At 60.5% G+C, this 15,823-nt stretch carries 19 protein-coding genes and 1 tRNA gene; 6 read left to right on the top strand and 14 right to left on the bottom strand.

Features of this window, described 5'->3' with window-relative positions; genetic code table 11:
* Position 1 precedes the first annotated feature (1 nt).
* Genes MW046_RS11250 through MW046_RS11225 form a run of 6 tightly spaced genes read right to left on the bottom strand, consistent with a single transcriptional unit; the run spans position 2 to position 4,135 of the window.
* Positions 2 to 433, bottom strand: coding sequence for a 30S ribosomal protein S19 (locus MW046_RS11250; protein ID WP_247993197.1), 432 nt, complete (start codon positions 431 to 433; stop codon positions 2 to 4).
* A 5-nt stretch (positions 434 to 438) separates the two neighbouring features.
* A complete protein-coding gene (locus MW046_RS11245) occupies positions 439 to 1,167 on the bottom strand; it encodes a 50S ribosomal protein L2 (protein ID WP_247993196.1) in 729 nt (242 codons plus the stop codon).
* A 2-nt stretch (positions 1,168 to 1,169) separates the two neighbouring features.
* Positions 1,170 to 1,433 carry a 50S ribosomal protein L23 gene (locus tag MW046_RS11240; protein WP_247993195.1) on the bottom strand — a complete coding sequence of 88 codons (264 nt, stop codon included), beginning with the start codon at positions 1,431 to 1,433 and terminating at the stop codon, positions 1,170 to 1,172.
* Positions 1,430 to 2,173, bottom strand: coding sequence for a 50S ribosomal protein L4 (gene rpl4p / locus MW046_RS11235; protein ID WP_247993194.1), 744 nt, complete (start codon positions 2,171 to 2,173; stop codon positions 1,430 to 1,432). Before rpl4p ends, MW046_RS11240 begins: the two co-directional genes overlap by 4 nt.
* Positions 2,170 to 3,186: a 50S ribosomal protein L3 gene (locus MW046_RS11230; protein ID WP_247993193.1), complete on the bottom strand. Its 1,017-nt coding sequence runs from the start codon at positions 3,184 to 3,186 to the stop codon at positions 2,170 to 2,172. Before MW046_RS11230 ends, rpl4p begins: the two co-directional genes overlap by 4 nt.
* A gap of 10 nt (positions 3,187 to 3,196) precedes the next feature.
* Complete coding sequence (locus MW046_RS11225) at positions 3,197 to 4,135, bottom strand: putative RNA uridine N3 methyltransferase (protein WP_247993192.1); 939 nt, start codon at positions 4,133 to 4,135, stop codon at positions 3,197 to 3,199.
* A gap of 196 nt (positions 4,136 to 4,331) precedes the next feature.
* Here MW046_RS11225 and MW046_RS11220 point away from each other — a divergent pair.
* Positions 4,332 to 4,402 (top strand) — tRNA-Gly (locus tag MW046_RS11220).
* Between the two features lie 98 nt (positions 4,403 to 4,500).
* On the opposite strand, the gene MW046_RS11215 is transcribed toward MW046_RS11220, so the two are convergent.
* Positions 4,501 to 5,319 (bottom strand): DUF4349 domain-containing protein, encoded by an 819-nt coding sequence (locus MW046_RS11215; protein ID WP_247993191.1) that lies wholly within the window; start codon positions 5,317 to 5,319, stop codon positions 4,501 to 4,503.
* 209 nt (positions 5,320 to 5,528) lie between these two features.
* On the opposite strand from MW046_RS11215, the gene MW046_RS11210 reads away from it, so the two are divergent.
* From MW046_RS11210 to MW046_RS11195, 4 genes are read left to right on the top strand one after another with little or no spacing between them, the layout of a single operon-like run.
* Entirely contained in the window at positions 5,529 to 5,840 is a 312-nt protein-coding gene (locus MW046_RS11210) for an MTH1187 family thiamine-binding protein (RefSeq protein WP_247993190.1), read from the top strand.
* Positions 5,841 to 5,890: 50 nt separating this feature from the next.
* Positions 5,891 to 6,859: a methenyltetrahydromethanopterin cyclohydrolase gene (gene mch / locus MW046_RS11205; RefSeq protein ID WP_247993189.1), complete on the top strand. Its 969-nt coding sequence runs from the start codon at positions 5,891 to 5,893 to the stop codon at positions 6,857 to 6,859.
* Positions 6,856 to 7,329: a double winged helix-containing putative transcriptional regulator gene (locus MW046_RS11200; protein WP_247993188.1), complete on the top strand. Its 474-nt coding sequence runs from the start codon at positions 6,856 to 6,858 to the stop codon at positions 7,327 to 7,329. Before mch ends, MW046_RS11200 begins: the two co-directional genes overlap by 4 nt.
* 28 nt (positions 7,330 to 7,357) lie before the next feature.
* A complete protein-coding gene (locus MW046_RS11195; RefSeq protein ID WP_247993187.1) occupies positions 7,358 to 8,032 on the top strand; it encodes an HAD family hydrolase in 675 nt (224 codons plus the stop codon).
* A gap of 38 nt (positions 8,033 to 8,070) precedes the next feature.
* Here the strand turns inward: MW046_RS11195 and MW046_RS11190 are convergent, their stop codons facing one another.
* The 5 genes from MW046_RS11190 to MW046_RS11170 all read right to left on the bottom strand — a co-directional run bounded on the left by MW046_RS11190 (position 8,071) and on the right by MW046_RS11170 (position 14,290).
* Complete coding sequence (locus tag MW046_RS11190) at positions 8,071 to 10,059, bottom strand: AMP-dependent synthetase/ligase (RefSeq protein WP_247993186.1); 1,989 nt, start codon at positions 10,057 to 10,059, stop codon at positions 8,071 to 8,073.
* Between the two features lie 145 nt (positions 10,060 to 10,204).
* Positions 10,205 to 11,053 (bottom strand): helix-turn-helix domain-containing protein, encoded by an 849-nt coding sequence (locus MW046_RS11185; protein WP_247993185.1) that lies wholly within the window; start codon positions 11,051 to 11,053, stop codon positions 10,205 to 10,207.
* Positions 11,054 to 11,333: 280 nt separating this feature from the next.
* Positions 11,334 to 12,935: a GTPBP1 family GTP-binding protein gene (locus MW046_RS11180; protein ID WP_247993184.1), complete on the bottom strand. Its 1,602-nt coding sequence runs from the start codon at positions 12,933 to 12,935 to the stop codon at positions 11,334 to 11,336.
* A gap of 65 nt (positions 12,936 to 13,000) precedes the next feature.
* Positions 13,001 to 13,672, bottom strand: a complete 672-nt coding sequence (locus tag MW046_RS11175) for a phosphoglycolate phosphatase (protein ID WP_247993183.1) — start codon at positions 13,670 to 13,672, stop codon at positions 13,001 to 13,003.
* A gap of 45 nt (positions 13,673 to 13,717) precedes the next feature.
* A complete protein-coding gene (locus MW046_RS11170; protein WP_247993182.1) occupies positions 13,718 to 14,290 on the bottom strand; it encodes a J domain-containing protein in 573 nt (190 codons plus the stop codon).
* 83 nt (positions 14,291 to 14,373) lie between these two features.
* On the opposite strand from MW046_RS11170, the gene MW046_RS11165 reads away from it, so the two are divergent.
* The gene (locus tag MW046_RS11165) at positions 14,374 to 14,565 is read left to right on the top strand and encodes a hypothetical protein (protein ID WP_247993181.1); all 192 of its coding nucleotides are present in this window, start codon (positions 14,374 to 14,376) and stop codon (positions 14,563 to 14,565) included.
* A gap of 10 nt (positions 14,566 to 14,575) precedes the next feature.
* On the opposite strand, the gene pyrF is transcribed toward MW046_RS11165, so the two are convergent.
* Positions 14,576 to 15,364, bottom strand: coding sequence for an orotidine-5'-phosphate decarboxylase (pyrF, locus tag MW046_RS11160; protein WP_247993180.1), 789 nt, complete (start codon positions 15,362 to 15,364; stop codon positions 14,576 to 14,578).
* Between the two features lie 59 nt (positions 15,365 to 15,423).
* Complete coding sequence (locus MW046_RS11155) at positions 15,424 to 15,795, bottom strand: DUF7993 family protein (protein WP_247993179.1); 372 nt, start codon at positions 15,793 to 15,795, stop codon at positions 15,424 to 15,426.
* Between the last annotated feature and the right edge of the window lie 28 nt (positions 15,796 to 15,823).

Raw genomic sequence — 15,823 nt, 5'->3', positions numbered from 1 at the left:
GTTATTTGAGTGGCACGAACTTCGAGGAGCGTGTCGCGCCGATACCGGCCTGACCGTGCTCGACAGACTGTCGGGTCAGCACGAACTCACCCAAGTAATGACCGAGCATCTCCGGTTCGACGTACACCCGCTCGAACTCCTCGCCGTCGTATACGGCAAACGTCTTTTCGACGAACTCCGGCAGAATCGGCATGTCACGCAGGTGGGTCCGGAGCGGTCGGTTCGCCGACTCCTCAACGTCGCGCTCAGTCGCCTTCTCGAACAGCTTCTGCTGTTCGGTGGTCAGACCGCGTTCGATGGTTCGCCGCTTCCGTGCGGGGAGCAGTTCCGCGAACTCCGAAAGCTCCATCTCCCGGAGTTCTGACAGCGTGTGGCCACGATAGGTAAACTCCTCATCGGAGTCGCGGCCGATCTGGTAGTCCGAATTCGACATGGTTGTTATTTCCCTTTGCCGGTTGTACCGGTACGCCGGGACGCGATGTCACCGACCTTTCGGCCGGGCGGTGCGTCCCCAGAGACGCTTTTCGGTCGACCGGGGTGTTGACGACCACCGCCACCGAACGGGTGATCGACTGCGTTCATCGCTACCCCGCGAACGCGCGGCCACTTGGTGCCACGCGCACGCATCTTGTGGTACTGCTTTCCGGCTTTCACTAGCGGCTTTTCCGTTCGGCCACCGCCTGCGACCACACCGATCGTGGCGCGACAGTCGGGTGACAACCGTCGGACCTCGCCGCTGGGAAGCTGTACGACCGCAGCGTTGCGGTCGTGGGTGAGCAACGTCGCGTTCACGCCCGACGAACGGGCGAATTTGCCGCCGTCACCGGGCTGGCGCTCGACGTTACACACCGGAACGCCCTCCGGGATCTCCCTGAGCGGGAGCGTGTTCCCCTGTGCGATCTCCGCGCTGATACCGATCTGGATCTCCTCGCCGACAGTGATCCCCTCGGGAGCGAGCACGAGTCGCTTGTCGCCGTCCTCGAACTCAACGGCCGCGACGGGCGCAGAGCGCGCCGGATCATGTTCGATATCGACGATCGTCCCGGAGATGACATCATCGTCCGTCTCCTCGTTTCGATGGGAGAGATCCGCTTTGTATCGGTGTGACGGCGCGCGGAACGTCGGTGTCCCGCGACCACGCCGCTGTCCGAGAATGCGTCGTCCCATCGTTAGAACACCCCGATACGTGAAGCGACCTCCTGTGCGTCGTCGTCGTCCGACAGGCGCACAGTGGCCTTTTTCGTTCCATTAGGCGTTACCTGTGTCGTGATGTCCTCAACGGCGATATCGAACTGCTCTGCGAGCGCCGACTTGATTTCCGGCTTCGAGGCGTCGAGAGCGACGACGAACTCCAGTTTGTTCTCGAAGTCCATCTTGTCCATCGCCTTCTCGGTCACGTTCGGATGACGGATGATGTTCGTCGTTGATGTCATCGTTTGTTCACCTCCTCGATCGCGCTTTCGGTGAAGATGGTGAGCCGTCCGGCGTGGCCACCGGGGGCGAGATCTTCAGCGTTGACCTCGCGTGCGGTCGCCACGTCCGCTCCCGCGAGGTTGCGGGCCGCTTTTGATGGCTCCTCACTCGTCACAAAGAGGATCGACTTCGGCCGTTTGTACTTCCGTCCGCGAGTGGTGCCACGGCCAGCACGAACGCTTATGCCGTCCTCGGCGCGCTCGATATCGTCGTGCAGCCCGAGGGTTTCGAGCAGTTCGACGACCGCTTTGGTTTTGACGAGATCCTCGAACTCATCGGTTACGATCACCGGGACGTCGATATCCTCGAACTGGTGGCCTCGCTCGGCGACGAGTTCGGAGTCGGTCGTCGCCGCGAGCGCACTTTCGATCGCGAGGGTGCGCTCTTTGTCGTTGATCTTCTCGCCACGATCCGTTTCGGTTTTCGGGGGGTGTGCCCGTCTACCGCCAACGGTTTGTGGGACGCGCCGACCGACGCTGTTCTGGCGCGGAACGTGGGCCATGCCCCGGCCGCTGCCGAACGATTCTGCCGGGGTGCGCATACCAGCGTGTTCGTCTGCACCGTAATCCTGGGAGCGATTGGCCCGTGCGGCACGCACCGCACGCTCGATGAGGTCGGGACGGTGTGTCGTCTCGAACACGCCGGGAAGTTCGATCTCCCCCGCTTCGTTGCCGTCGAGATCGCGTACTGTTGCGTTCATCCTTGGTCACTCTCCGTAGAGACGTATCGAACCTCCGGATCGAGGCGCGGTTGGTCGTTCGGCCGCACCGCGGGACGAAACCGGATGAGGCGCTGTTTCGGACCGGGCACCGATCCCTTGACGAGGACGTACTCACCATCAACATCGCCGTAGTTGATGAATCCACCCTCCGGCGTCACGTCCTCATCACCGATAGAGATGATGCGCTTGTTGAGTTCAGTCCGCTGGTGATATCCCGTCTGACCTTGCTGTGGGACCGTCGAGCGCACTCGTGAGGGGTTCCACGGACCGAGGTTCCCGATCCGTCGTTTCCACCCTTGTCGGGCGTGTTTGCCCTTGCGCTTTTGGACACCCCAGCGCTTGACGGGTCCTTGCGTCCCGCTTCCCTTGGTAACGCCAGCGATGTCGGCGTACTCGCCCGCTCGGAACACGTCCGAAACGGTGTGTTCGCCGCCATCACCGAGCAGTTCCAAGGCGAACTCAAGACGCTCTTCGAGGGTGCTACCTCCGACGCGCGTCTCCATCACGTCTGGCTTTCGTTTCGGAACGCTCGAAAGCGCTCCCGGCAGGGTGTGGGTGATCAAACGCACACCACCGAGATCGCCCGATTCGAGCGCGTCCCGAACGGTCTGTTCTCGCTGCTGGCCGTCGTCGCGCTCCTCAGGGAGATCGACTGCGCGTGCAAGATCGTCGTGGACCTCATCGGTCCAGATCTCCGTGAGCGGACGCTGGCCGTACGGCGTCGTCTCGTAGGCTCGAACGGCGACCGCGCGCATCGGCGGGGTCTCAACGACCGTTACAGGAACGGTCTCTTCCATCCCCTCCTGTGGGGAATCAGGCTCGTCGTTGATCATCACGACGTGGGACATACCGGCCTTGTAGCCGGCAAACCCCTGTACCCCCACCTGTCCATCGTCGTCGGGCCAGGTGCTGATTCGAGGCACCTCGCTCGAAGCACGGACACGCGGGCTGAAGCCCATCGAGCCTTTTCGTGGTCTGCTTGGCGTTGGCATAGTTCAACACTCACTCCAGATTGAGACAGGCAAGCGTTGCGAACATCGCTTCCTCCGTTCGCACCGTCTCGCTGCCCTGATTCGGAACCGTATTAAGCCAGAGGTCGAACCGGGACCTGTCCGGTCGTGTATCGTCCGACGTGTCTCGCTGGCCGACCGCTGTTGGGTCGATGCCACAGATCTCCGGTAGCCCCCGCTCGGGTGCACCGAATGCGACCGTGTACGTCCGCTTGCCAGTCTCCTTTCGGCCACCAGCACCAGCATCGGTATCGGTATCGGTATCGGTATCGTCGCCCGACTCCGTCGTAGACTCGGTGTCAACTAGCCGCTGGCGAAGATCACCGAGCAACGAGAGCGTGAGGACCTCGCCGTACCGCGATGACGCGATACGGAATCCGCTATCGGAGCGGGCGAGGACTTCGTCTAACTCCGCTTGTTCGACATTCACTCCGGGCGGTTCGTCGTCGACGATCCGCGCACGCAGAGGCTGTCTCGAAGAGATTCTGATAGTAACGCGTTCTCCCTCTTCGACCGTCCGAGATGGCGGTACGAGAAGGGAGATCGGGTGTTGCAGGCCGCAATTGACCCGGACGCGCCCGTCAGATCCGACCTCGGTCACGATTCCCTGTCTTAACGACCCCGAACCGTTCGATCCGGAGCCGGTCTGTGCGACAGCGTGGAGCGGTGGCAACACACCAACGTACTCCAGTTCGTCGCGCCGTCCCCACACCTCCTTTCGAAGGTACGGGGGTGTGGCCGCGTAGGCCAAGACGGTGCGAACGAACCCGCCACCCCACCTCCGTTCCCCCTCCGAATCGGGGTATACGACAAGGCGGTCGACCCGGAACACCGTCGCCGCGCGGGCGACATACCCGAGCTTGCGGGTCGCCTCCCGCTTGTCTCGGGCTTCCCGGACCAGCGATGACGGCACGAGTACAGTTACTGTCATGCCGATTCGCTTCCTCACTGTCCACTAGACTGTGCCCAAGATTCTGGATACGCTCATAAAAGCATAGCGCTTCGACGCAGGGCTGAGACACCAACACACAACAGTATCGTGTTATCCTCTCTTCGAGAATCGGTGACACGACGGCCGTAGTCCGGTACGTTTTTATTGGTGAGCGTTGTGAGTTAGAGTGTCGAGGGCGCTGGTAGTGTAGTGGTATCACGTGACCTTGCCATGGTCACAACCTGGGTTCAAATCCCAGCCAGCGCACTGGTTTCATTTTCCTGTTGGTTCATTACTGTCGTTCGTTTCAAGCGGTGGTATCGCGTCTCTCGCTTGAGTGTGGCTGATCGGGCGTAAGTAAGGCGTTAGTCCCGCCACCGCCGGAGTAAGACGCCGAGACCGACCAGCGGGAGTCCGAACGCGATGAGATATGGGAGGGCGTACGCCGTCCCGACGAGGAGGGCACGCGCCGCAACCACGACGCCGCCGACGGAGCCGAGAAAGGCGTCCACAACGCCCGTCTCATACCACGCACGCGGCGCGTCGTCCGTCGGAACCGGCTCCTCGAGCCTGACGGTGAGGGTCGCGTAGCTAACCCGGTCCTCGAGCGCCTGCTGACGGGCTTCAAGCCGTTCGATCCGCTCTTGGACCGAGGAGAGTCGCTCACCGACCGCGAGCACGTCCTCCGTGTCGTTGGCTTGCTCGTACAGCGTTCGAGTTCGGTTGCGCTGGGCGCGCAGATTCTTCAACCGGGCGTCGAGATCGGCGATTCGATCGGTCACGTCCGTCGTGTTCGTGTGCGATCGGATCACCTCACCCTCTCGCTTGACGCGGTCGAGCGCGACCGTGAAGTTCTTCGCAGGAACGCGGTACACGATCCGACCATTGGTGTGTCGAGTCTCGGTTGAGCCGCTCGTGTACTCGGTCGAGTCACTCACGTAACCGCCCTGCTCGCGGATCACCGCAGTAAGGTTCTGCCGTGCGCTGTCGAAATCCGGGACCTGACTATGAACGGTGCCGTTCCGGATCACAGCGCGCTGGACCGGCGGGTTCGTCTCCGCTGAATCCCCAGACGCACGTTGGTCCTCGGAGCTTGGGGCACCACCTTGGCGCTCCAGCGACGGCTCGCCACTGTCATCGCTCTCGATTCCCGCGAGATCCGTACCGAAACATCCCGTCAACATAACTAGCACCACGAATATAATAATAACACGCTTACGAGTCATATTCCATATCTTAATGACAATAAATAATATTATAAATGTTTTGTGATTGATCGCTCTGTGTTGGGTTCGACAGCGTAGTCAGAGACAAGTGTGTGACAAGTCCGATGAACACGAGCGGTTGTCACGACGCAGTACGCTTACGGCCGTTGGGGGAGTAACGGAGTACCATGTCCGTGATCGCGCTATTGAGTGTCGCTCCGGTACAGGAAGGGAGTATGAGCGAGGAGATAGCCAACGCCGTGGAGGTTCTAGAAGGGTTCGACGTGTCGTACGAGACGAACCCGATGGGGACTGTGATCGAGGCGGAGGATGTGAGCGAACTGTTCGAGGCGGTTGAGGCGGCTCACACGGCCGTCGATGGGGACCGCGTGAGCACCGTGTTGAAGATCGACGACAAACGGACGGTCGATCAATCGGCAAGCGAGAAGGTCGAAAGCGTCGAGCGCCATCTGGGACGGGAAGCGTCGAGCGAGCGGTGAGCCGCGGACGGACCAACAACCGGTTTATCACCCCCACCGAAGGTGTACACATGGAGAGTCTCAATCGGATGGCGACCGAGCTCGTGGACGAGGCCCTCGAATTCACCGACGAGTTGGCGATCGACGCCTACGAACTCGAATCGGGGACGACCGTGCTCGATTTCGGTGTCGAGGCGATCGGCGGGACCGAAGCTGGATTGTTGCTCACAGAGATCCAAACCGCCGGATTGGCAACCGTGAGTTCGTCAATCAGCGAGATTGGCGGAACGCCCAGACCGGTAGTCGATCTCTCGACGGACCACCCTGCGTTCTCGTTGCTCTGCTCGCAGAAGGCGGGATGGGAGCTGTCGATCGGTGATGAATCGGCGTCTGACGCTGATGAGACAGTGTATGAAGGACTCGGGAGTGGTCCTGCCCGTGCACTCGTCGCCACAGAAGAGGAGTTTCGCCAGTTGGCGTACGCCGACGCGTTCGATTTCGCGGTGTTGGCGATCGAATCCGATTCGCTGCCGACGCCGGCTGTCGCGGCCCACGTAGCGACTATGTGCGACACGGAGGCGGGACAGGTGTTTCTTCCCACCGCTTCGACCGCGAGCATCGCGGGGAGTGTAACGATGGCCGCGCGGGCGGGAGAGCTTGCGACGTTCCGGGCGTTCGAACTGGGGTACGACCCGCTCGACATCCTATCGGTGTCGTCACGGGCACCCGTTGCGCCCGTCGCAGAGAGCGAAGAGCGATCGATCGCCCGGACGAACGACGCGCTCGTTTACGGCGGTCAGGTGCATCTTACCGTCGAATCTGACGCCGGATCGGAGCTGTTCTCGAAACTGGTTTCAAGCGCACCCGAAGAATACGGCACTCCCCTCGAAACCGTGTTTGATGAGGTCGACTGGGCGTTCGAAGAGCTTCCAGCGTCGGTGTTCGCACCGGCACAGGTGACCGTCGACGTCGTCGGGGGACCGACCCGGTCGTTCGGCAGCGTGAACGAGGAGATTCTGGTGGAGTCGTTCGGACTGTGAGATTCAAAGTCGTTCCTGAGCTACGGCAGCAGTCGTTCATCGAGACGGCCACACGGACACTCCCACTGGTTCCGAGCAGCGAGGACGACTGCTGTGGACTGCTCATGGCCGACACCGGCATTGACAGTCGTGATGTGGCCCGCGAGTGGATCACGTTCCTGCGTGCGCTCGGACAGGTTGCCGAAGCCGACGGGAAATACTACCAGCGACGAGATCCCGTTGACGACGTCGCGGGCGCCTTCCGGGAACGCGTCTACGCGGCCGAGACGGTGATCCAGACGGTCGAGGACAGCGGGGAGCCACTGGAGACAGCCGAGGTGTTCGAACGCGTGCGCACGGAGATCCCCCAGTGGGAGCGCAACCGCCGCCAAGACTGGGAAGAGGTGTGGTACGAACGCGTGCGTCGACTCCTAGAGTGGGCGGTCGAATTCGGTCACACAGAACGGACCACCGACGGCTATCACAATTGATTTCTTCCCCTCCATTATTGATAAATATATGGCAGCTACACCGGTTGAAGCGTTCACGTTCGATCTCGACGGTACGCTCTGTCGATACCGACAATCCACGGCTGAGGTCCTCGCGCTCGCGTTCGAGCGCACCGATCTCGATCCGTTGTTCACTGCGGCCGCATACCATGAGTCGATGGATCGATACACCGACGGGTGTGATACGATGACTGAGCTCCGCGAACACTGTTTCGCTGATCTCGCGGTGGAAAACGGGCATACCTCCGCGGACGGCCGCCGGGTCGCGCTCGCGTTCGAGGAACTACGCGATCACCGGAACGTCGAACCGATCGACGGCATGCGCGAGACTCTCGATGCGCTCGCGGACTACCCCTTGGCACTTATAACGAACGGACCCCCGGGAACACAGTCAGAAAAACTAGCGGCGCTCGATCTCCGAACGGAGTTCGAACTCGTGATCTACGCGGGTTTTGACGCGCCATCAAAACCCGATCCCGAACCGTTCGTGGACGCGCTCTCTCGACTCGATGTCGATCCCGCCCACGCGGTGCACGTCGGAAACTCACTCGAAGCCGACGTCAGAGGAGCGGACGCAGCTGGGATGCGATCCGCATGGCTCCGAGCTGACGGGATGACACCAACACCACAGCCCCAGTACGTTCTCGATTCACTGACTGATCTCATCCATACGTCGTGGGAGTAATCCGTGACAGCAGAACGGCGATGGAACAGCTACATCCGTTAGTCGTCGGTATCGCCGTAGATCCGCTGGATGCGATCGTCGAACCGCTCGGTGATGTTCCGTCGTTTGAGTTTCATCGAGGAGGTGAGCATGTCGTTTTCCGGTGTCCACTCCAAGGGCACCAGTTCGAACTCCTTGATCCGCTCGTGTTTGGCAAACGACTCGTTCACGCGTTCGATCTCTTCGCCGACCCATCCCCGCACCTGATCGTCGGTGGTGATCGCTTCCTGATCGTCGGGGAGATCGACGTCGTTTTTCTCGGCCCAACGCGTGATCGCCTCGAAGTTCGGCACGACGAGCGCACTGATGAACTTCTGGTCGTCTCCGAGCACCATCACCTGTTCGATGCGGTCGCTGGTGGCAAACGACTCCTCGATCGGTCCCGGCGCGACGTTCTTGCCCGTATCGAGCACGAGCAACTGTTTGAGGCGGTCGTGGTAGATGAGGCTCCCCGTTGCCGTCTGTTCGACGATGTCGCCGGTTCGGAACCATTCGTCGTCCGATTCTGATTCATCGATCGTCGTGAACGCGTCCTCGGTCGCTTCCTCGTTATTCCAGTAGCCGCTCGTGACGTTCGATCCCTGAACGAGCAACTCACCGATGTCCCCGGTGGCTTTCTCTCGTTGGTCGGGACCGACTACGCCCTCATCGAGCGCCACATCGATCCCAGCCAGCGGCGGCCCGAGCGTCCCCGGCTGGATGTCCTCGGGTCGGTTCACGGACACCACGGGGGCCGTTTCGGTGAGACCGTACCCCTCGATGATCGTCAAGCCCATTCCGAGGAACATCTGACAGAGATCCGTTGAGAGGCTTCCGCCACCACTGATCAGCAGCTCAAGATTACCGCCCAGCTGCTCTTTGACGTCACTGTACACCATCTTATCAGCCAGCTTTCGTTTCATCCGGAGCCGCTTCCCCGGATCGGCCGCCTGAGTGTACTCTTGGGCGATGTCGATCGCCCAGTCGAACATCCGTTCTTTGACCGTCGAGCCACGAACCTCCTCGCGCATCGTGTCGTACACCCGCTCGTACACGCGTGGGACGCTCGTTAAGGACGTGGGTTCGACGAGAGACAGATCTTCCGTCACCGTGTCGGGAGATTCGGCGTAGGCGACGGTGCCTCCGACAGCGAAGATCAGGAAATGCCCAGTGGTCCGCTCGAACACGTGGGCGAGTGGGAGAAAGGACAACGCAGTGGTCTCGGGACCGAGCGTCGAAGCGTCGTCGTCCCGGTCCGAACGGGGACCGAGCCGTTTTCTGATCTGATTGATGTTCGCTCGAAAATTTCGGTGAGTGAGCTTCACCCCCTTGGGTTTGCTCGTCGTTCCCGAGGTGTAAATGAGGCTCGCGAGATCGTCGGGTTTGCGACCGATGATCCACGCCTCGTAATCCCCCTCGACGCCGTTTTCGACGCCACGTTCATACAGCTCACCGAGGGTGAGGATGTCGTCCCGGTCGTCGTACCCCGTGATCGTATCCATGACGACGATAAACTCGAGATCCAACTCCGCTTCCATGTCGAGAACTCGCTCTAGCAACTGCTCGTTTTCGACGATGACACCCTTCGCATCGGGATCATCGAGCAGATACGCAACCTGTGACGGCGAGGATTCCGTATACACCGTCGTCACAACCGCACCAGCCGCCAACAGCGCGAGGTCGGTGTGGGCCCACTCCATGCGCGTGTTTGCGAGGATCGCCACCCGATCATCCCGATCGACGCCGATGTCACGGAATCCACCCGCGAGGTTCATCACGATCGAATGCATTTCCTCGTAGGTCAGCTCCCTGTACTCACCCGATGGAGCAGTGTCGATGATATCACGAGCACATAGTGACCGATCGTAGATCCCTCCTTTGTACTGCTGGGCGATCCGATCGGCGTGTCGTGATGCGCTTTCTGCGAACAGTTGGGAAACAGTGTTCGCACCGATAACTTCGTCAGTGTACTCTTGTTCCGCCGCAAGCCAATCGGGTGTGGAATCCATATTCACCATCTACATCACTGCCGGTATATACCCGGCTAAAACGAAAAGCCATACTATTCTCGTTTATGCGATTGCTTGGTGGAGTATCGTCCGTTTCGGTGTCGGATAACAGTGTTCGGATCGTGCAGAAAATCGCCCGGCGTTCCTACGATCGGAAGCGATCCGAGATGGGTGTCTCTGGCCGTTCCGAATCGGGTGCAGAATTTGCACCTTCTTCGGAACGATGCTCGATCGTCTCGCTACTGGCGTTGGTAGCCATGTCTGGAGAGAGACCGAATCCGAGACAAGGGTTTCTGAGACTTTCGCCGATGAGTGTATCGTGCGCTCGCCGGAGTCGTTCCGACAGCGCTTGATGGGAGATGTCGAGGTGTGTTGCGAGCTCGTCGAGCGTGATCTGTCTGGGAACCGTGAAATAGCCGTGTTCGTAGGCCGTTGCGATCGCTTCGTACTGTTGGGCCGTGAGTCCGAGATTGGTCGGACGGGGGGTGTTGCCGTCGTCGTTTTCGATCCCTTGAATGCGTTCAATCGAATAGGTGACATCGTACAGCTGACAGCGATCGCAGGTGCGTCCAAGCGCATCCCGTGTAGGAAACAGCAGTTCGAACGTCCAGCGACTATCATCACCGTATCCATCGAGAAGCACTGTCTCCACATCAAGAAGCACCCGGAACGTCAAACACACGTCGTCACTCCATTCGAACCGATAGAGTCGCCGGCCGTCGGCCTGAAGCAACTCTCGGGCTGATACGACACTCGGGTCGTCTTCCAAGGCGGTATTGAGAGCCGGGTAGTCATCCGTCGTGAGCCACAACAACGGTAATACCGTTTGGTTGCCCGATGCAACGATCTGAACGCACTCGAATGAGAGGTCTGGAACGGCCGAAAACGTTTCTCGGAGCGCGATCTCCTCGGCGGGGAGGTGCGCCGTGACGAGTGTCGCGCGCTCTTTGGGTGCGTTCGGCGACGTGTTATCATTTTGGTATTTCTGAGTCATAATTTGGTTGGCAATCAATCCGAACACGTTACACCGACTCAGTTCCCAGCACGCGGCTCATAACGACGTCACAGCCGATCTCACGACATCAGGTCGTGAGTGCACCGCATTCGGAGCGTGCTCTGTACTCCTTTGTGTGGCTGTAAGCGAATAACGGTTCTCACCATTCTATCAAATCGTCATATACGGCTGTCTTAGTCCGATACGACCCCAAATCGCGCGTGAAACGGCGCGTTATTCGGGTCCAGTTACAGCCGCTTGCCTGCCGAACACAGTAAAATTAACCTTCAGACACGTCAGTGATCGTTCCCACACCTTTGCTCCGACCTTCACGGAACACGAACCGTTGGCCTTCTTCGATCACGTACGGTCTGAATTTGAATCGCACGCGCGCCTGACCGGTGTCGCCTGGAAGCAGTTGGCGATCCGAGGGGTAGAACGCAGCCGCTTCACTCACCGTTTCGACGTGGACGACAGGTTCGTAGCCGTCGTTGATGCGCGTCGGGTGGTTTAACACCATCACTTCAGCATCGAACTCCCTGACTGGTGTCGGATCGGCAGTCCGCGGCAGCAGTACCATCCCGCGTTTGATCGCGCTCTCGTCGATGCCTTTGAGCGCGATCCCGACGATACGACCCGCATCAACCTCGTCGACGCGGTGGTAATGCATCTCTATCGATCGAACTTCGACGTCGCGGAACGAACCATCAGTCATCGGTCCGATCTGAAGCTCGTCGCCTGCGGCGACAGTTCCAGATCGGATCGTTCCGGAGACGACGGCTCCGACACCCGTAACTTTGTACGTGCGATCGATATACATCGAGAACTCGCCGGTCCCGTCTGCGGTTTTGGGCAGCCGCTCGAACAGTTCATCGAGTACAGAGAGACCGTCCATGGTGACAGCACTGGTCGTAACGATAGGCACCACCGTTTCGGAGATTTCCTCGATCGCTGCTTCGACGCCGTGGCGTTCGATCGATAGCGGCGAGCGATCGGCGTCTCGCAACAGCCGCTCAACCGAGCGTTCGACCTCCCGAACGCGGTCCTCGGAGACGATGTCGGCCTTCGTGATGGCAACGACTGTCGGTAGCTCGGTTGCAAGCAGAATGCCGAGGTGTTCACGCGTCGTTTTGGTCGGACCGTCGTCGGCCGCGATCGTCAACAGTCCATAATCGAGCTTCTGGCCGACGAGACCACGAATCGTCGTCCGGAGCCACGGCTCGTGACCCACTGTGTCGACGAACGACACCAATCGGTCTGCGGCTCCGACGACCTGCGCGCGGTCCTGCTTCCGGTGGGGGTTGTCCGTCCGTATCGGCCCGTCTTCATCGAATCCGTAGACGCCATACGACAGATCTGCCGACAGCCCGCGCTCGACCTCGTGGGGTTGAACGTCCAAGAAGCTCCGTCGATCACCGTCACCGTCGTCGGGGCGTCCCGTGACGAGCGATCCGACGAGCGTGCTTTTGCCGTGGTCGACGTGGCCTGCAGTGCCGACCACGATGTGCTCGTCGTCAGTATCGAGCATCGCACCCTCCCGTATCGTGGCGATGCCGACCCGACCCTCATCGCCGACACCCCACGTCTGTACGTCTTCGATGTGCGCTCCGGCTTCCTCGGCGAGCAATGAAAGCACGTCCATCGATTCGGAAAACGTCTCCGGAGCGATACCAGCGAGACCGCCATCGTCAGTCGCACCGACCACATACGTCGCTTTCCCATCACCAGAAAGAACGCGGTGGCGCAGTTGTGCGACGAGACTTTCGAGTCGACCGTCAGCGAGATGTACCTCCCGCGTGAGCCGTTCCTTGAACTCGATGCTGCCGCCCTCCTGCTCTCCGCGCTCAAGTGCTCGATCGAGCGCGGCCCGGTCAGGGGTCATTGATAGCTGCTAACGGTCGATCGAATAAAAGGTTTCCCGCCCGTGGGCCGTGGGAAACCATACGTTCATTCACGGAGTGCTTCGAGCGCTTCGAGCATTCCGTCAGCGTACGTCGCTTCAGTGATGTGATCGGCCGCTGCCTTGGCCGTGTCGTCGCCATTGGCCACGGCGTAGGACACGCCAGCGAGATCGAACATCGCGGCGTCGTTTTCCGAATCACCGATCACCGCAAACGATGACGGATCGATATCCAACCGCGTGCCCACCGTCCGTAACCCCACCCCTTTGTCGACGGTCGGTGCCGTCACGTGGTAGGCATATCCCGTATCGAACACCCGCATTCCCTCATCGGTTGCGATCTCCTCTAGCGGTTCGAGTTGCTGGTCGATGTTGACCGCGAGTTCGGTCTCTCGCCACCGGTTCACGAAATCCACCGATCCCCACCCTAGCGAGTGGCCTTCGTCGGTGTATCGCTTGATCACTCGCTGGGCGCGTTCTCGATCACCGGTGAACTCAAGCAAATCGTCGTCTGCGAGATACACCGCACCCCCGTTTTCCGCGATGATGCGGACGGGAATGCCGACGAACTCACAGAGACCGACCGGATACGGGAGGGCTTTCCCAGTCGCAACGACGACCGGATCGGGCCACGTCCGGAGCGGATCGATCACCCGCGGATCGAGCGACCCGTCAGCGCGTGTCAGTGTGCCGTCGATGTCGATTGCCAATGCTTGCATACTGGACGTAGCTCGTATTCCCCGAAGAAGACGTTGATACGTGGTTCAGTTCGTGAGCCGTTCGTACGCCTCGTTCACTCGTTTGAATGCTTCTTCACTCCCGTTTTCCGTGTCCGGATGAACGTCTTTGACCTTCTCGCGGTAGGCCTCCTTGACCGCTGACTCTTCGACGTCGGGATCGATATCGAGGATATCGTAGGCTTGGGCGTTCGTCAGGCCCGACTGGTTCACGACATCAGCACGGTTGTCTCTCGTCCGGTTGTGCCTGCGGCGGTCGTCCGTCCTTCGTCGCCGACTCCGGCCAAAGCCACCGCGAGTTCGTCCACGCCGAGTCTCTCGGGGACCAGCACCGAATCCACCGCGTTCTGCACGTCCGTCGTTGGAGCGCGCCCGATTCTCGACCGTCCGGTAGAGCCGCCGTGTGAGTCGCCCGGACGCTTGATACCACATGAAATACGCGACCGTACCGAACAGCAACGCGAGGATGCCGACGACCGGGGCGTGAGCGATCGCAGCTAACGCCACTATTACGGCTAACCCCGCAAACACGATCGCAAGCCCCATAACGAGCTGATTACGCTCCACTACCGCCTCGTATTCGCTGATGACCGTTCTCACTTTCGGTTTTTCCAAGTTATATGACATGATCGCAGCGAATGAGCAGCGGTGAGTACTTATCGTGATAGCTGCTACCTAGTCGCATGAGTGTGTCCGGGCTGTGTGAACTGTGTACCCAAAACGAGATCGTCGACGGCTGTGATCGGTGTGGTCGACTCGTCTGTGAGCGCCATTACGACGAGGCGTCGGGGTTCTGTACGGACTGTCTCACGGAGGTCGAACCGACCGACGACGACACACGCCAACCCGACGACGTCGATACGTATCGGGTGTGATACGGCGTTCTCACCGGTGTTGATTCAACCGACGCTTGAGTCGTTTCGCGGCGTTGCCAGCGGCGTCCGCGAACGCTTCGCCCTCACCGGCGAAGATGATGCCCCGCGAGGAATTGACGAGTCCCGCGCCGTCGGCCAGTCCGAACTCGACGGCCGCTTGTGCGTCGCCGCCCTGAGCACCGACGCCGGGAACGAGAAACGGAAGCGCCGGAACCCGAGAACGCAACGCCTCTAGTTCTTCCGGTGCGGTCGCCCCGACGACCAAACCGACGTTGTCGTGCTCATTCCACTCGTCTGCGAGCGTCGCAACCCGCTCGTACACCGTTTCGCCACCGGCGAGTTCCAGCGCTTGGAGATCCGTACCGCCCGTGTTTGACGTCCGACAGAGGAGGAACACTCCCTTGTCAGCCCGGGATAGGAACGGCTCGACGGAGTCTCGGCCCATGTAGGGGTTCGCCGTGATGGCGTCGGCATCGTCGAGTAGCGTGGCGTACTGCCGCGCAGTGTTGCCGATATCCGCCCGTTTGGCGTCGAGCACGACAGGAACGTCCTTTCCGTGGGCGTACGCGATCGTCTCGATGAGCGCTCGCCAGCCCTTGGAATCCTCATAGAAGGCCGCGTTGGGCTTGTAGGCGGCTGCGTGTTCGTGGGTGGCGTCGATGATCCGCCGGTTGAACGCCCATCTGGGTAGCTCGTGGTCGCGCAGGTGATCGGGGAGTCGTCCGGGATCCGGATCCAGCCCGACACAGACAACACTGTCGATCGTGTCGATGCGCTCGCGGAGACGGTCGAAGAACATACCCCGACTTTCGTCGGTGGTGATTAGGGGCTTTCTGTCTCGGGCGGCGCTGCTGTCGGTTATACGGCCGCGGCAACGGCTGGGAGGACGTGTTTGACGGCAGCACCGTCAGAGAGGAACACGAGCAGCCGTGGCGGATCGTCTTTCGGGCGTGCGCGGAGTGGTGTCGATGAGACGGCCGTCGAAACGGCATCAAGCTCGGTTCGGAATTCGAGCCGGAGACGGTCGGGATGCACGAACGCTTCCGCGAGTCGTGTCGCGTCGTCCTCGCGAGTGATGGCGTAGGCGTACGTCCCTGCCTCGCTTGCCTCGGCGTCCGTATCGGCGTCCGTAACGGACAGCACTGACAGCGGACTGTCACTCCGGGCGCTCAGTTCGCTCGACAGCAACTCCCCGATCCGACGACCGTCCGTGATACGTTCTGTAACCATACCGATCTTCTTGGCGGCCGTACTCGCT

The sequence above is a fragment of the Halocatena salina genome, assembly GCF_023115355.1.
In the GTDB taxonomy this organism is placed as follows: Archaea; Halobacteriota; Halobacteria; order Halobacteriales; family Haloarculaceae; genus Halocatena; species Halocatena salina.
This window is presented reverse-complemented; position numbering and strand designations above follow the sequence as displayed.

Excerpts from the sequence above, each read along its gene's own strand:
- MW046_RS11215 (WP_247993191.1), bottom strand. The coding sequence starts at position 5,319 with ATGTTGACGGGATGTTTCGGTACGGATCTCGCGGGAATCGAGAGCGAT.
- MW046_RS11165 (WP_247993181.1), top strand. The coding sequence starts at position 14,374 with ATGAGTGTGTCCGGGCTGTGTGAACTGTGTACCCAAAACGAGATCGTC.
- MW046_RS11240 (WP_247993195.1), bottom strand. The coding sequence starts at position 1,433 with ATGACATCAACGACGAACATCATCCGTCATCCGAACGTGACCGAGAAG.
- rpl4p (WP_247993194.1), bottom strand. The coding sequence starts at position 2,173 with ATGAACGCAACAGTACGCGATCTCGACGGCAACGAAGCGGGGGAGATC.
- MW046_RS11190 (WP_247993186.1), bottom strand. The coding sequence starts at position 10,059 with ATGGATTCCACACCCGATTGGCTTGCGGCGGAACAAGAGTACACTGAC.
- MW046_RS11230 (WP_247993193.1), bottom strand. The coding sequence starts at position 3,186 with ATGCCAACGCCAAGCAGACCACGAAAAGGCTCGATGGGCTTCAGCCCG.
- MW046_RS11225 (WP_247993192.1), bottom strand. The coding sequence starts at position 4,135 with ATGACAGTAACTGTACTCGTGCCGTCATCGCTGGTCCGGGAAGCCCGA.
- MW046_RS11155 (WP_247993179.1), bottom strand. The coding sequence starts at position 15,795 with ATGGTTACAGAACGTATCACGGACGGTCGTCGGATCGGGGAGTTGCTG.
- pyrF (WP_247993180.1), bottom strand. The coding sequence starts at position 15,364 with ATGTTCTTCGACCGTCTCCGCGAGCGCATCGACACGATCGACAGTGTT.
- MW046_RS11245 (WP_247993196.1), bottom strand. The coding sequence starts at position 1,167 with ATGGGACGACGCATTCTCGGACAGCGGCGTGGTCGCGGGACACCGACG.
- MW046_RS11175 (WP_247993183.1), bottom strand. The coding sequence starts at position 13,672 with ATGCAAGCATTGGCAATCGACATCGACGGCACACTGACACGCGCTGAC.
- MW046_RS11185 (WP_247993185.1), bottom strand. The coding sequence starts at position 11,053 with ATGACTCAGAAATACCAAAATGATAACACGTCGCCGAACGCACCCAAA.
- MW046_RS11250 (WP_247993197.1), bottom strand. The coding sequence starts at position 433 with ATGTCGAATTCGGACTACCAGATCGGCCGCGACTCCGATGAGGAGTTT.
- MW046_RS11210 (WP_247993190.1), top strand. The coding sequence starts at position 5,529 with ATGTCCGTGATCGCGCTATTGAGTGTCGCTCCGGTACAGGAAGGGAGT.
- MW046_RS11195 (WP_247993187.1), top strand. The coding sequence starts at position 7,358 with ATGGCAGCTACACCGGTTGAAGCGTTCACGTTCGATCTCGACGGTACG.
- mch (WP_247993189.1), top strand. The coding sequence starts at position 5,891 with ATGGAGAGTCTCAATCGGATGGCGACCGAGCTCGTGGACGAGGCCCTC.
- MW046_RS11180 (WP_247993184.1), bottom strand. The coding sequence starts at position 12,935 with ATGACCCCTGACCGGGCCGCGCTCGATCGAGCACTTGAGCGCGGAGAG.